10 protein-coding genes are annotated in these 13827 nt (G+C 70.6%); 1 reads left to right on the forward strand and 9 read right to left on the reverse strand.

What is annotated here, in order from left to right; all coding sequences use genetic code 11:
* Positions 1 to 90: 90 nt before the first annotated feature.
* The 6 genes from arsA to sigJ all read right to left on the reverse strand — a co-directional run bounded on the left by arsA (position 91) and on the right by sigJ (position 10318).
* Entirely contained in the window at positions 91 to 2148 is a 2058-nt protein-coding gene (gene arsA / locus ACXRVZ_RS21975; RefSeq protein WP_457423560.1) for an arsenical pump-driving ATPase, read from the reverse strand.
* A gap of 10 nt (positions 2149 to 2158) precedes the next feature.
* Positions 2159 to 4963, reverse strand: a complete 2805-nt coding sequence (locus ACXRVZ_RS21980; RefSeq protein ID WP_458232820.1) for a cation-translocating P-type ATPase — start codon at positions 4961 to 4963, stop codon at positions 2159 to 2161.
* Positions 4960 to 7635, reverse strand: coding sequence for a bifunctional acetate--CoA ligase family protein/GNAT family N-acetyltransferase (locus ACXRVZ_RS21985; RefSeq protein WP_457423564.1), 2676 nt, complete (start codon positions 7633 to 7635; stop codon positions 4960 to 4962). Before ACXRVZ_RS21985 ends, ACXRVZ_RS21980 begins: the two co-directional genes overlap by 4 nt.
* Positions 7632 to 8705 (reverse strand): NAD(P)-dependent alcohol dehydrogenase, encoded by a 1074-nt coding sequence (locus tag ACXRVZ_RS21990; RefSeq protein ID WP_457423566.1) that lies wholly within the window; start codon positions 8703 to 8705, stop codon positions 7632 to 7634. Before ACXRVZ_RS21990 ends, ACXRVZ_RS21985 begins: the two co-directional genes overlap by 4 nt.
* A 139-nt stretch (positions 8706 to 8844) precedes the next feature.
* Positions 8845 to 9324: a carboxymuconolactone decarboxylase family protein gene (locus tag ACXRVZ_RS21995; protein ID WP_458232821.1), complete on the reverse strand. Its 480-nt coding sequence runs from the start codon at positions 9322 to 9324 to the stop codon at positions 8845 to 8847.
* Positions 9325 to 9373: 49 nt separating this feature from the next.
* On the reverse strand, positions 9374 to 10318 hold the full coding sequence (gene sigJ / locus ACXRVZ_RS22000) for an RNA polymerase sigma factor SigJ (RefSeq protein ID WP_457423570.1): 945 nt from the start codon (positions 10316 to 10318) through the stop codon (positions 9374 to 9376).
* A gap of 71 nt (positions 10319 to 10389) precedes the next feature.
* Between sigJ and ACXRVZ_RS22005 the strand changes: the two genes are divergently transcribed.
* Positions 10390 to 10785, forward strand: coding sequence for a YciI family protein (locus tag ACXRVZ_RS22005; RefSeq protein ID WP_457423572.1), 396 nt, complete (start codon positions 10390 to 10392; stop codon positions 10783 to 10785).
* A gap of 4 nt (positions 10786 to 10789) precedes the next feature.
* On the opposite strand, the gene ACXRVZ_RS22010 is transcribed toward ACXRVZ_RS22005, so the two are convergent.
* The 3 genes from ACXRVZ_RS22010 to ACXRVZ_RS22020 are packed head-to-tail and all read right to left on the reverse strand — an operon-like array spanning position 10790 to position 13793.
* Positions 10790 to 11302 (reverse strand): hypothetical protein, encoded by a 513-nt coding sequence (locus ACXRVZ_RS22010; protein ID WP_457423574.1) that lies wholly within the window; start codon positions 11300 to 11302, stop codon positions 10790 to 10792.
* 56 nt (positions 11303 to 11358) lie between these two features.
* Positions 11359 to 12930 (reverse strand): hypothetical protein, encoded by a 1572-nt coding sequence (locus tag ACXRVZ_RS22015; protein WP_457423576.1) that lies wholly within the window; start codon positions 12928 to 12930, stop codon positions 11359 to 11361.
* Complete coding sequence (locus ACXRVZ_RS22020; RefSeq protein WP_457423578.1) at positions 12927 to 13793, reverse strand: ABC transporter ATP-binding protein; 867 nt, start codon at positions 13791 to 13793, stop codon at positions 12927 to 12929. Before ACXRVZ_RS22020 ends, ACXRVZ_RS22015 begins: the two co-directional genes overlap by 4 nt.
* Positions 13794 to 13827 lie beyond the last annotated feature (34 nt).

Consider the following 13827-nt stretch of genomic DNA (forward strand, 5'->3'; position numbering starts at 1 on the left):
CGCTTGATCTCGTCCTGGGTGGCGCTTCGCTGCACCCCGAGCGTGGCGTAGTAGTCCTTGAATTCCATAGCGTTCCCCTCTGCGGTGTCGTCAGTTGGAGCCGGCGGGTGCGGGCTCAGGCGCGGGTGCTTCAGCGTTGGATGCCTTGGCGACCAGCCTGGACAACGCGGCAAATCCGATCGGCGGCACGGTCAGCCAGGGCAGCGTGAAGAGGCGCCTGGCCAGGCCATGGGCCATGCGTTCCATCTGCTTGCCCTCGCCCGCCAGCCGCGCCGCCAGCAAGGGGTCGCGCGTTCCGGCGGCCAGCACGCTCTTGTTCAGCACCCAGGCATAGGGCTCGATGCTGGCGCGGCGCAGGTCGTCCTGCAGCGCAGCGGCCTGCGACACGGGCGTCACTTCCAGCAAGGTCACCAGGATGATCTTGGTGTACGCGGCGTCCTGCAGCCGCATCAAGGGTGTCACCACGCGGGCCGCAGCCTGCCCCTCGAACTCCCGCATCATCTGGCGGTGATAAGCGCCGGTTGCGTCCATCAGCAGCATGGAATGGCCGGTGGGCGCGGTGTCGAGCACGACGAAGGCGCTGCGGCCCTCGCTGACGATGCGCGAAAAGGCATGGAAGACGGCCACCTCTTCGGTGCAGGGCGATTGCAGGTCTTCCAGCAGCAGCGCCCGCTCGGCCGTGTCGAGCTTGGGTGACCTGGCCGCCATGATCTTGTCGATGTAGCGCTGCGTCTCGACCTTCGGGTCGATGCGGCTCACGTTCAAACCCGGCACGTCGCCGGCCAAGGTTGCGGCCAGGTGGGCGGCCGGATCGGTGGTGCTGAGGTGCACGGTCTTGCCCCGCTCGACCAGCCCCAGGGCCAGCGCCGCAGCGACCGTCGTCTTGCCGACGCCGCCCTTGCCCATCACCATGATCAGCCCGTGCCCGGCGGTGGCCAGTTCGTCGGCCAGCGCATCAAGGCCCGGGAGCTTGCCGCTGGCTGCCACGGCCGAAGCCATGGGCGGCGCGACCGGGCCGGCATCGGTGGTCAGCAGTGCGCGCAACGCGGGCAGGCCGACCGTGTCGAAGGCGCGCAGCGGCACGCGGTCCTGCGGCAGTGCACGCAGCGATGCCGGCATCGCGTCCAGCGCCTGCTGCCCCAGGTCTTCGATGGCGCAGGCCACGGCGTCGCTGCGCTCACTGGCGTGGAACACGCCGTTGATGGCCAGCCGCTGGTTGTGCAGGCCCAGCTCATGCAGCTCGACCGAGGTGTGCGCCGCTTCATTGATCGCGCCCTTGTCCGCCCGCGTCACCAGGATGACGGTGGTCTGGGCCGGGTCGCTCAGCGCTTCCAGCGCCGCCTTGAAGCGCTCCTCCTGCATCTTCAGGCCCGAATGCGGGCCCAGGCAGGAGGCGCCCCGGTCGTTGCCGTCGAGAAAGCCGCTCCAGGCCTTGGGCAGGCTCAGCAGCCGCAACGTATGGCCGGTCGGCGCGGTGTCGAAGACGATGTGATCGAAGCGTCCGTCCTTGTCGGACAGCAGCGCGGCAAACTCGTCGAACGACGCGATCTCGGTGGTGCAGGCGCCGGACAGTTGCTCGCGCACCGTCGAAAGTTCGGTGTCACTGGCGCCGGCGCCCATCTGCGCCAGCACCCGCTGCCGGTAGGACTCGGCCGCCGTGTCGGGGTCGATGTTGAGCACGGACAGCCCCGGCGCGCCGGGCACCGGCGTTGGCGTGTTGCGCAGCTCGATGCCCAGCATCTCATCGAGGTTGGAGGCCGCATCGGTGCTCACCAGCAGCACCTTCTTGCCGCCGTCGGCCAGCGTCAGCGCGGCGGCGGTGGACAGCGAGGTCTTGCCGACGCCGCCCTTGCCGGTGAAGAACAGGTGCCGCGTGGCCTGGGTCAGGAAGCCCGGCGCCTGCGCGGCCGGCGCTGCTTGTGTGAACCAGGCTTGCACCTCGGCATGCGAGGGCAGCCCGCCGCTGTGCACGACCCGGCCGTCGATGACGACCGCCGGTGTCGCGCTGACGCCGTGACTCAGGATGGCATCGTGATCCTCGACCTTGATGATCTCGACCTCGGCGCCCTGCTCCTTCGCCACCCGCTCGATCATCGCGATGGTGTTATGGCATTTGCTGCAACCCGAACCTAGAACCTTGATCTGCATTGAGGCCTCCTCATGCGGGGCTGAAAGAGTGTTTAACTCGCACCACCGCCTTGCGCAGTTCGCCCACCCACAGCACGCTGCTCGCCATCCCCACGCACACCGCCCACTGCTGCAAGCTCAGCGGCGCGGTGCCAAATGCCAGGTTCAGCGGCGGGACGTTCACCACCGCCACCTGCAGCAGCGCCGACAGCGTGATCGCACCCCACAGCCAGCCGTTGACGAACAAGTAGCGAAACGCGCTGGCCGTCTCCGACCGGGCGTTGAAGCAGTTGAACAACTGCGCCAGCACCAGCACCGTGAAGCCCGCCGTACGTGCTGTGGCCAGATCACCCTCACCCGCAATCAGGCCGCCGGGCAGGTAGAGGTCAATCGTTGCCAGCGTTGCGAGCGCCATCGTCAGGCCCGTCCACACCACGCCCCACAGCATGGGCGCGTCGATGGCGCGCTCGTCCGGCCGGCGCGGGGGACGGGCCATCACGTCTTCGGTCTGCGKGTCCACGCCCATGGCCAGCGCGGGGCCGGAGTCGGTGATCAGGTTGATCCACAGGATCTGCGTCGCCAGCAGCGGCAGCACCAGCTCCTCGCCTACGCCAGCGCCCAGGCCGATCACGCTGGCGCCGACGACGCCGAGGAAGACGGTCAGCACCTCGCCCATGTTGGACGACAGCAGGTAGCGCAGGAACTTGCGGATGTTGTCGAACAGCGCGCGGCCCTCGCGCACGGCGTCGACGATGGTGGCGAAGTTGTCGTCGGCCAGGATCATCCTGGCCGCCTCCTTGGTGACCTCGGTGCCGGTCACGCCCATGGCCACGCCGATGTCGGCGGCCTTCAGCGCCGGGGCGTCGTTGACGCCGTCTCCCGTCATCGCGACGACGCTGCCGTCGGCCTGCAACGCGGCGACGATGCGCAGCTTGTGCGCCGGAGCGACGCGGGCGTAGACCGAGACGGTGCGCACGGCGTTGGCGAAGCCGGCTGCATCGAGCCCGTCCAGCTGCGCGCCGGTGAGCGCCGGGCCTCCGGCTTCGATGATGCCGAGGTCGGCCGCGATGCGGGCTGCCGTGCGCGGGTGGTCGCCGGTGATCATGATGACGCGGATGCCGGCGCGGCGCGCCTCGGCGATGGCCGTGCGGGCTTCCGGGCGCGGCGGGTCGATCATGCCCACGGTGCCAACAAAGATCAGCCCGTGTTCAAGGCCCTCGGCCAGCGCCGGGTCTTCGCCTTCGTTCAGCGGCCGGTAGGCCACGGCCAGCGTGCGCAGGGCAGCGCTGGACAGGCGGTCCACATCGCCCAGCACGCGCGCCCGCGCCGCATCGTCCAGAGGCACCAGGGCCGCGCCGACACGCTGGCGGTCGCAGCGCTTGAGCAGCACGTCGGGCGCGCCCTTGGTGACGACGACGAGGGCGTCGCCCTGCTCGTGGTCGCGCTCGACGGTGGACATCATCTTGCGGTCGGAGCTGAACGGGATTTCGGCCACCCGCTCGAAGCGCCGCTGGCGCCGCTCGTCGACGCCCAGCTTGCGCTCGGCCACCAGGAAAGCCGCCTCGGTCGAGTCGCCGTGGATCTGCCAGTCGCCGTCCTCACCCTGCCGCAGGTCGGCATTGCCGGCCAGGCTGCCACCACTGAGCACGACGATGTTCTCGGCCCGCGCCGGGCCGTCGGCCAGCGGCTGCCCCTGCAACGCCAGCCCACCCACCGGCGCGTAGCCGACGCCGCTGACCACCGTCTCGCCCGAGGCCGTGACGACGCGCTCGATGGTCATCTCCGAGCGCGTCAGCGTGCCGGTCTTGTCGGTACAGATGACCGAAGCCGAGCCCAGCGTCTCGACCGACGACAACTGCTTGACGACCGCGTTCCTGCGCGCCATGCGCTGCACGCCCAGGGCCAGCACCACCGAGAGAATCGCCGGCAGGCCCTCGGGCACGGCCGCCACCGCCAGCGACACGCCCAGCAGCAGCACGTTGAGCACGACGGCCGGCGTGCGCACCTCGCTGAGCAGCAGCAAGGTCGCGACGATGACCACCGCGATGACGACGACCGCGATGCCCAGCACGCGGCCAATGTGCGCCACCTCCTTTTGCAATGGCGTCGGCTGTTCGGTGGACGCCTCCAGCATGCGGGCGATGGCACCCACCTCGGTGGCCATGCCGGTGGCGGTGACGACGGCGCGGCCGGTGCCCTGCGCCACGGCGCTGCCCTTGAACACCATGTTCAGCCGGTCGGCCAGCGCTGCGGGCGCGCTCAGCGGTGCGGGGTCTTTCAGCACCTCCTCGCTCTCGCCCGTCAGCGAGGCCTCCTGCACGCGCAGGTCCGCGCAGCGCAGCAGCCGCRCATCGGCGCCGATGGCATCGCCCTCGCCCAGCACCAGCACGTCGCCACGCACCAGGCCCTCGCTCGGGATGCGCAGTTGCTGGCCGTCGCGCAGCACCGCCGAGGTGACTGCCGTCATGCGCGCCAGCGCAGCGACCGCGTTCGCGGCGCGGGCCTCGTGGACGAAGCCCAGCCCCGCGTTCAGCAGCACGACGAGGCCGATGACGATGGCGTCCACCGGCCAGCCGGTGCGACCTTCCAGCGCCCAGGCGACTAGCGCGATGCCGACCGCGACGAGCAGCAGGTAGACCAGCGGGTCGTGCAGCTGAGCCAGCAGCCGGCGCCAGGCCGGCGTGGGTGGCGTGGCGCGCATGGTGTTGGGGCCGTCGGCGGCCAGGCGGCGCGCGGCCTCGGCGGCGGTGAGGCCTTGTTCTGGGTCGGTGCCTAGCGTGGTCGCGACCTCCGCAGCGGTGCCGAGGGATGGGTCGACCGCCAGCGCCGCCGTCATGTGGGCGCTGCGGTTGTCGTCAATTCAAGGAGGTAGCGATAGACGTCGCGATCCGAGCCCGCCTCATCCAGTGTGAAGCCGCCCTGCTTCGCCAGCTCGCGCATGCCCGCGTTCTCGCGCAGCACCAGCGCCACTAGGCGCTGCGTGCCATGGCCGCGCAGGTAGGCAACCATCTTGTCGAGCAAGCGCTGGCCCAGGCCCTGCCCCTGCACCTCGGCCGCCAGGATGATGGCGAACTCGGCCTCGACGTTGTCGGGGTCGGCCATGGCGCGCACCACGCCGAGCGTGCGCTGCGTGCCGTCGGGCTGCGTTTCAAGCACCACAAAAGCCATCTCGCGGTCGTAGTCGATCTGCACCAGGCGGGCCAGCTCGCTGCGCGGCAGCTCGCGGCGCAGGCTGAAGAAGCGCAGGCGGATGTCCTCGGGTGCGAGCTGCCCGGCGAAGGCGAGGTGGCGCGCCTCGTCCTCGGGCCGGATGGGCCGCACCAGCAGCTGGCGGCCCTGCCACGACCACGTCTCCGCAAGCTCAGCCGGATAGGGCTGAATGGCGAAGCGCGACGTCCCGGCACTGGCCGCGCGGGTAACACGCAAGCGGGCGTCCAGCGCGATCACGCCGTCGCCGTCGGCCAACAGCGGATTGATGTCCAGCTCGGCCAGCTCGGGCAGGTCGGCCAGCATCTGCGAGACGGTCACCAGCACGTCGCAGATGGCATCCATGCGGGCGGGCGCATGGTCGCGGTAGCCGGCCAGCAGCCTGGCCACGCGCGTGCCGGCCACGAGCTCGCGCGCCAGCACGCGGTTTAGCGGCGGCAGGCCGATGGCGCGGTCGGCCATGACCTCCACCGCCGTGCCGCCCTGGCCGAACAGGATGACCGGGCCGAACACCGGGTCCACGCTGGCGCCGACGATGAGCTCCTGCGCATGCGGCCGGCTCACCATGGCCTGCACCGTGAAGCCGGCGATGCGTGCTGACCGCTTGACCGAGCGGACACGCGCCAGCATCTGATCGGCGGCGAGGCGCAGGGCCGCAGCGTCGGCCAGCGCCAGCACGACGCCGCCCACATCGGACTTGTGGCTGATGTCGGGCGACAGGATCTTCAGCGCGACGGGGTAGCCGATGGCAGCTGCGGCATTCACCGCATCGTCAGCCGAGGGGCCGACCGCGACCGTCGGCACGACCGGGATGCCGTAGGCCTGCAACACGGCCTTGGCCTCCAGCTCGTCGAGCATGTCGCGGCCGTCGGCGAGTGCGGCCTCGACGACGGCGCGCGCCGCCGCGCGGTCCGCCGGCCCGGCCTCGCTGGCCGTGGGCGCCTCGGTGAGCATGGCCTGGTTGCTGGCGTGGCGAGCCAGCATGGAGAACGCACGCACGGCCTCCTCGGGCGTGTCGTAGCCGGCCACGCCCGCACCCTCGAAGATGCGCCGCGCCTCGACCACGCCAGCATCGCCCAGCCAGCTGCTCATCAGGCGGCCGGCCGCCTCGCGGGCCAGCGGTGCGCAGGCCAGGGCAATGTCCTCGCTGCGCACGATGGCCGTCGGCGCGTGCATGAACAGCACCGTGCCGGTGTCAGGGTCGTCGAGCAGCGCGCGCAGCGTGGCGGTGTAGCGCTCGACCGGCGCGTCGCCAATGATGTCGACGGGGTTGCCGCGCGACCAGGTGGGCGGCAGCACGGCGTCCAGCTTGCCGCGCAGCGCTTCACTGAGCGGCGGCAGTTCGACGCCGGCCAGCGCGGCGGCATCCGCCGCCATGACGCCAGCGCCGCCGCCGTTGGTCATCAGCGTCAGGCCGCGCTGCGGGTTGCCGCGAAAGTGCGCCAGCGTCTCGGCCGCCATGAACAGGTCTTGCAGCGTGTCCACGCGCAGCATGCCGGCGCGGCGGATGGCGGCGTCAATGACCACGTCGGACCCCGCGAGCGCGCCGGTGTGCGAGGCCGCCGCCTGCAAGCCGTTGCCCGCGCGGCCGGCCTTCACCACGATGACCGGCTTGTTGCGCGCCGCCGCGCGCGCCGCCGACATGAACTTGCGCGGCGACTCGATGGACTCCATGTAGAGCAGGATGGCCCGCGTGTGCGGGTCGCTGGCGAAATGGTCCAGCAGGTCGCCAAAGTCCACGTCGGCCCGCTCGCCCAGCGACACCATGTGCGAGAAGCCGATGCGCCGCGAGCGCGCCCAGTCGAGCACGGCCGTGACCAGCGCGCCTGACTGCGAAACGAAGGCGATCTCGCCGGGCAAGGCATCGACATGGGCGAAGCTGGCGTTCAGGCCGATGCGCGGCGACAGCAGGCCCAGGCAGTTGGGGCCGAGCAGGCGCAGCAGATGCGGCCGCGCGGCGTCCAGCGCGGCCTGCTTCTGGGCAGCGGTGAGGCCGGCGGTCATGACGATGGCGGCGCGCGTGCCCAGCTGGCCCAGTTCGGCGATGAGGCCGGGCACCGTGTCGGGCGGCGTGCACAGCACGGCCAGGTCGGGCGGCTCGGGCAGGTCGCTGACGCGGGCGGCCAGGGCCACGCCGTCCAGCTCGGCGTGCCTGGGGTTCACCCCCAACACGCGGCCCGTGAAAGTGCCGGCGCGCAGGTTGCGCCAGACGGTCGCGCCGACGCTGCCGGGCCGGTTGGAGGCGCCGACCACCACGACCGAGCGCGGTGTGAGAAGCTGGTCGAGGTGGCGGATRCTCACGGCGTGATGGCTACTTTGAGCACGCCGTCGCGCTGATGACCGAACAGCTCGTAGGCCGCCTCGATGTCGTCGAGCTTGAAGCGGTGGGTCACCATCGCTTCCAGGTTGACGCGCCGCGCAGCGATGACGGACATCAACCGGCGCATGCGCTCCTTGCCGCCGGGGCAGAGGGTGGTGACGATCTTGTGGTCGCCCAGGCCAGCGGCGAAGGCGCCGAGCGGGATGGTCAGGTCCGTCGAATAGACGCCCAGGCTGGACAGCGTGCCGCCCGGCCGCAGCACGCGCAGGCAGGCCTCGAAGGTCTGCTGCGTGCCCAGCGCCTCGATGGCGACGTCCACGCCCCGGCCGTCGGTCAGCCGCATGATTTCCTCGATGGGGTCGACCTTGCTGGCGTCGATGACATGGTCGGCGCCCATCTGCGTGGCGATGAGCAGGCGGTTGGCGAGGCGGTCGACGCCGATCACCATGGCCGCACCGCTGAGCTTGGCGCCGGCCGTGGCGCACAGGCCGATGGGGCCTTGCGCGAACACGGCCACCGTGTCGCCGATGCGCACGCCCGCGCTCTCGGCACCGCTGAAGCCGGTGGACATGATGTCGGGGCACATCAGCACCTGCTCGTCGGTCAGGGAGTCGGGCACCGGCGCCAGGTTGGCCATGGCGTCGGGCACGAGCACGTACTCGGCCTGGCAGCCGTCGATGGTGTTGCCGAACTTCCAGCCGCCCATCGCCTTCCAGCCATGCGCCGTGCCGGCGCCGTCCTGCGAGCCGCAGCCGCACAGGCAGGCGGTGCTCCAGCCGCTGGGCGTGATGGCCCCGGCGATGACGCGCTGGCCCTCGCGGTAGCCACGCACGCCGGAACCGAGCTTCTCGATGACGCCCACGGGCTCGTGGCCGATGGTCAGGCCGCGCTCGACCGGATACTCGCCCTTGAGGATGTGGATGTCGGTGCCGCAGATGGTCGTCGTGGTGACGCGGATCAGCGCGTCCTGCGGGCCGACGGCAGGCATGGGCTTGTCGGCGAGCACGATGCGCCCGGGCTCGACGAAGACAGCGGCTTTCATCATGGCCATGGGGAATCCTCCAAAAGGCGCTACGCGCCTGGAAGGGTTCCATGACGTCAGACCATCCTGAACTCCGGCTTGCCGGGCGTCGAGGCTAGTAGCGCCGTTGCAGGGTAGGACGCGAGGCCGGCGGCCGCTTTGCGCCAGATCAGGCCAGGCCTGCTTTATCAAGCCCGAACATCTTGTCCAGCGAGCCGGGCACGTTGCGGAAGGCCACGTTCATGCGGTTCCAGCCATTGATGGCGGCGACGCGCCAGGTCAGCTCGGACAGCTCCTCGTCGGGGAACTGCTCGCGCACCTCGGCATAGGCGGCGTCGGAGATGCCCTCGGGGGCGATGCGCGTCAGCGCCTCGGTCCAGGCCAGCGCGGCGCGTTCCTTGGGCGTGAACAGCGGCGACTCGCGCCAGATGGCCACATGGTGCAGGCGCAGCTCGCGCTCGCCGTGGATCTTGGCCTGCTTGACGTGCATGTCCAGGCAGAAGGCGCAGCCATTGAGCTGCGAGGCGCGGATGTCCACCAACACGGCCAAGCCCTTGTCCATGCGGAAGGCCATGCCGAAGTCCATGTACTTTTTGGACAGGTCGGCGGACTGGCGGAAGTAGTCGAGGCGGGGTTGGTGCGTGCTCATGATCGGCGTCCTTGGGTTTGTCGGGCCGGCGGATTTGCCGGCCACACACTCAAGACGGATCAGCCTCGCCACTTGTGACACGCGCCCCGATGGCGGCCAGCTTGTCGGGGTTGCGCTGGATGTAGAGGGCGCCGATCTGACCGTCAGCCTGAGCCGGTGACAGCGCAATGGTCTGCACCAGGCGCCCGCCGGCGGCAGTGTCGATGACGAGCAGCCCGGGCAGGCCGTTGACCAGCGCCGGCACCATGCGCCAGGCGCGGCTGCTGGGCATCTGCGCGAAGCCGATGAAGGTGCGGGCGATGAGGGCGCCGCCATGCAGCGCGCGGGGCACGGCGGCCACCTTGCCGCCGCCGTCGGCCATCATCACGGCGTCTTCGCTCAGCAGCTGTGCCAGCGCCGACACGTCGTGGCTGCGCACGGCCTGCATGAAGGCGGCCACCAGGCGCTCGCCCTCTTCCTTGGCCACCTCGCGGCGCGCGTAGTCGGCCTTGACGTTTTTGCGCGCGCGGCTGATGAGCTGGCGGCAGGCGGCCTCGCTGCGGTCCAGGTGCCGGGCGATCTCGTCGTAGTCCAGGTCGAACACGTCATGCAGCAGGAAGGCCGCGCGCTCCAGCGGCGACAGGCGCTCCAGGGCCAGCATGAAGGCGATGGACACGTCCTGCGCGAACTCGGCCTGCTTCTCGGGGCCGGGTGCCCAGCCGAACAAGGCCTCGTCCTCCAGCATGGGCTCGGGCAGCCAGACGCCGACGTACTGCTCGCGCTGGTGCGCGGCAGAGCGCAGCTTGTCCAGGCAGAGGTTGGTCACCAGCCGCGACAGGAAGGCGCCGGCGTGCTCGACTGTGGCTTCGTCCACCTCGGCCCAGCGCAGCCAGGCCTCCTGCACGATGTCCTCGGCCTCGGCGCGCGAGCCGAGCATGCGGTAGGCCAGCGCGCGCAGGCGGCGGGCGTGTTCCTGGTCGAAGTGGCGGGCGCGGGCGGCGGGGGAGTCGGTCATGGCTGGCCTTTGGGGTCAATCCTGCCATGACGAAACAGCCACTGCGTTTGTGACGCGGCTAGCATTCAGACATGGACAAGCCCAAGCACGACTACCTCGTCATTTCGCGCGGCCAATGGGACGAGCGGGCCAGCCCCGAAGACGTCCAGCGCGCCATCGACCAGTTCTATGTCTGGTACGAGGGCCACCTCGCCAGCGGACGCATGAAGCCCGGCAGCCGCTTGACCCCCGAGGGCAAGCTCGTCACCCGCGGCGTGGTCACCGACGGCCCCTACGCCGAGACGAAGGAGCTGGTGGGCGGCTACTGGTTCATCGTTGCGGCCAGCCTGGACGAAGCCGCCGAGCTGGCCTTGCAAAACCCCTGCCTGGCCTTCGGCCTGATGCTGGAGCTGCGCCCACTCGAACCCGAGCGTGCGCAGGCCGTGGACATCACCAACGAGACGCCGCCGGGGTGGCGGCAACGCTGACCGCTCAAGGGCAGCGCAGGAAGACGCCTTCGACGCGGCAGGCGCCGCGCGGCCCGACGAGATTGGGGCCGACGCGGGTCAGCGTCGAGTCGTCGCTGGCAGTGCAGGTCGCGCCGTTGCAGTGCGTCACGGTGGTGGGCGCCTCCCAGCGCAGCAGCGGCTCGGAGCCCAGCGGCTTGGCTGGCGCACGCGCTTGCGGCAAGGCCGGCGCCTGGCGCGGGAGCGACGGTGCGGCCCAGGTGCGCTGCGAAGGCGGCGGCGAGGTGGTGAGTCCCCCCAGGCAGGCATCGGCCACGCGCTTGCGCAGCGGCTGCAGCCTTGCGGCCACGGCGTCCCGCCGCTGCACATCCGGCTGCGAGATGGGCGACTCGGTGGCCCTGGCCGCCGCGAGGGCATCCTCCGCGTCTTCCAGCGCCTTCAGCGCCGTGTTGCAGGCCGGCGACTTCGGCAACTCGTCGGCTTGGGCCGCTCCGCCGAGCGCTGCGGTAATCAGGAGGATGGCGAATGGCGCGTTCATGATGAATCCAGCTTGCGCCATGCAGCCGCCGGCAGCTGTAGGCGATGACCCTGCCCTCACGTCCGACGCGACACCGCGACCAGTGCCGCCAAACCCAGCAAACCTGCCGCCGCAAACCCGGCCACGCTGGCGGGCTGTGCCACACCGCTCAGGCCCAGCATGTCCAGCGCAGCGACGCCCGTGTCCTGCAGGTTCAGATATAGGCCGAACAGGAACAAGGCCAGGAAGGTACGCGAGCCATGGGTCAGCCGGCCCAGCAGCGCTGCCGCTGCGCTGAGGCACAGCAGGCCGGCAACGCAGGCCGCAGCCCGCAGCGGCGCGCTGCCCGCCCAGCGCAGCAGCGCCGGTGCGCTCAACACCAGGCCCAGGCCCAGAGCCGCCAGCAGCTGGCGCCAGCCGCGCTCCTGCACGCCGCCGGGCACGGCGCTGGCCAGGGCCAGCGTGCCGCTTTGCAGGTCGCGCGAACTCACGTCGGCCACCGCCATGCCCCAGGCGGCCAGCGTCGCGGCCAGCAGGGGCATCAAGGCTGGCGCGGGCACGAAAGCCGAAGCCACCGCGCAGCCCAGCATCACCAGCGCCAGCAGCGGCTGGCTGAGCAGCACCAGGCTCACGTCCGCCAGCCAGCGGCCCGGCACGCCGGGCAGGCGCGCGGCCACGCACATCAGCAGGCCCAGCGCGCGGGTGAAGGGGCGCATCACCGGTTGCAGCAGCCACAGCAGCGCCCGCACCAGTTGCCAACGGCCGGACGCATTGCGCGTCTTCACGTGGTCGGGCGCATAGCGGTGGAAGGCCAGCACCGCCGGCACCAGCGGCAGCAGCGCCAGCATCATGGAGCCCAGGCGCAGCGCCACCAGCTCGCGGCTCCACAGGCCCTCGGGCATGTGCAGCGGCGGCAGCGTGGGGTCGAACGGCCCGCCGCCGACCTGCACGCTGGTCACATGCAGCAACTGGCCCAGGCTCACCAGCAGCGGCGACACGCCGTTGATGTCGAACACCTGCCAGCCGCTCAGGTGGATGGCGCCATTGCCCAGCGAGGCCGGGATGAAGGCGAACTGCACCATCCACAGAACCCAGTACAGCGCGTCGCCGCGCTTGCCCATCAGCGGCGCCCAGGCGTCGGCCAGCACGGCCAGGCTGGCGCACAGCATCAGGCCGGGCGCCAGGCCGAGGATGAGCATCTGCAAGTACGGCAGCGGCTGCAACGGCCCCTCGCCGCGCACGAGCTGAAGCACCCAGACCGTCAGCATCACCACCGTGCCCAGCGAGAACAGAAAGCCGAACGCGCCAAGCCAGCGCACGCCCATCAGTTGCGCGTTGGTCACCGGCGTGGCGGCCAGCACTTGTGCCGTACCGCAGCGCAGGTCCTCCTGGCTGCGCCCGCGCGCCAGGTAGAAGCCCGCCAGGCCGAACAGCAGCGAGGCGAGCAGCGTGGTGGCGAAGGCCAGCGCCTGGCTCTCATAAGCGAAGCGCTGCTTGTGCGTGACCATCATGGCCGCGCCGCTCTTCGGGTCCAGCACCATCAGCCAGCTCACCGCCACCACGGCCAGCAGGATGACAAGCGTGCTGATGCGGCGGCTGCGCAGCCGCCATTCATTCAGCACAAGCGCTTTCAATAACGCGGCGTTCATGCGGCCACCCGTGCGTCGGCGTAGCGCTGCGCCATCAGCGCTTCCTCAAGGCTGGCGTTAACAAGCTCTGCGCCCGCGCAAGGCCGCGACGCATGCGCCATGCGCACCTGCACGCGCCCGCCCTGCGGCTGGGCCTGTAGCACCTGCACTTGGTCGCGCAGCGCCTCGTAGGCGGCGGGCGCGAGCAGCGCGGTCCAGACCTTGCCCGCCGCACGCGCCAGCACCGCATCCGGCGTCTCGAAGGCCACGAGCCGGCCCTGCTTCATGATGGCCAGGTGGCCGGCCATGTTCTCCACGTCCGAGACGATGTGCGTCGACACGATCACCAGGCGCTGCCGCCCCAGGTCGCCCAGCAGGTGGCGAAAGCGCAGCCGCTCCTCGGGGTCCAGGCCCGCGGTGGGTTCGTCGACGATGAGCACGTCGGGGTCGTTCAGCAGCGCCTGCGCAATGCCCAGGCGCTGGCGCATGCCGCCCGAGAAACCGGCGGCCGGCCGGTGGGCCTGCTCATGCAGGTTCACCAGCTCCAGCAGCTGATGCAGGCGCTTGGCGTCGCGCACGCCTTTCAGCGCGGCAAAGTATTGAAGGAACTCCAGCGCCGTGAGGTGTGGGTAGACGCCAAAGTCCTGCGGCAGATAGCCCAGGCGCTGGCGCATCAGCTCAGGCTTGGCGACGATGTCCTTGCCGTCCAGCAGGATGCGCCCGCTGCTGGGTTTGGTGAGCGTGGCGAGCATCTGCATCAGCGTGCTCTTGCCGGCGCCGTTGTGGCCGATAAGGCCCACGACGCCGGGCTTGAGGTCCAGCGAAACCCCGTCCACGGCGTTGATCTTTCCGAAGGTCTTGACGACGTTTTCCATCTGCAGCATGGCCGCCTCCTGTATGCGAATGGACGCAGGTTAG

This window comes from Roseateles sp. P5_E8, from assembly GCF_054177665.1.

What these genes read in the sequence shown, in the direction of transcription:
- arsA (WP_457423560.1), bottom strand. Translation starts at nt 2,148, where the DNA reads ATGCAGATCAAGGTTCTAGGTTCGGGTTGCAGCAAATGCCATAACACC.
- ACXRVZ_RS21990 (WP_457423566.1), bottom strand. Translation starts at nt 8,705, where the DNA reads ATGGCCATGATGAAAGCCGCTGTCTTCGTCGAGCCCGGGCGCATCGTG.
- ACXRVZ_RS21995 (WP_458232821.1), bottom strand. Translation starts at nt 9,324, where the DNA reads ATGAGCACGCACCAACCCCGCCTCGACTACTTCCGCCAGTCCGCCGAC.
- sigJ (WP_457423570.1), bottom strand. Translation starts at nt 10,318, where the DNA reads ATGACCGACTCCCCCGCCGCCCGCGCCCGCCACTTCGACCAGGAACAC.
- ACXRVZ_RS22005 (WP_457423572.1), top strand. Translation starts at nt 10,390, where the DNA reads ATGGACAAGCCCAAGCACGACTACCTCGTCATTTCGCGCGGCCAATGG.
- ACXRVZ_RS22010 (WP_457423574.1), bottom strand. Translation starts at nt 11,302, where the DNA reads ATGAACGCGCCATTCGCCATCCTCCTGATTACCGCAGCGCTCGGCGGA.
- ACXRVZ_RS22015 (WP_457423576.1), bottom strand. Translation starts at nt 12,930, where the DNA reads ATGAACGCCGCGTTATTGAAAGCGCTTGTGCTGAATGAATGGCGGCTG.
- ACXRVZ_RS22020 (WP_457423578.1), bottom strand. Translation starts at nt 13,793, where the DNA reads ATGCTGCAGATGGAAAACGTCGTCAAGACCTTCGGAAAGATCAACGCC.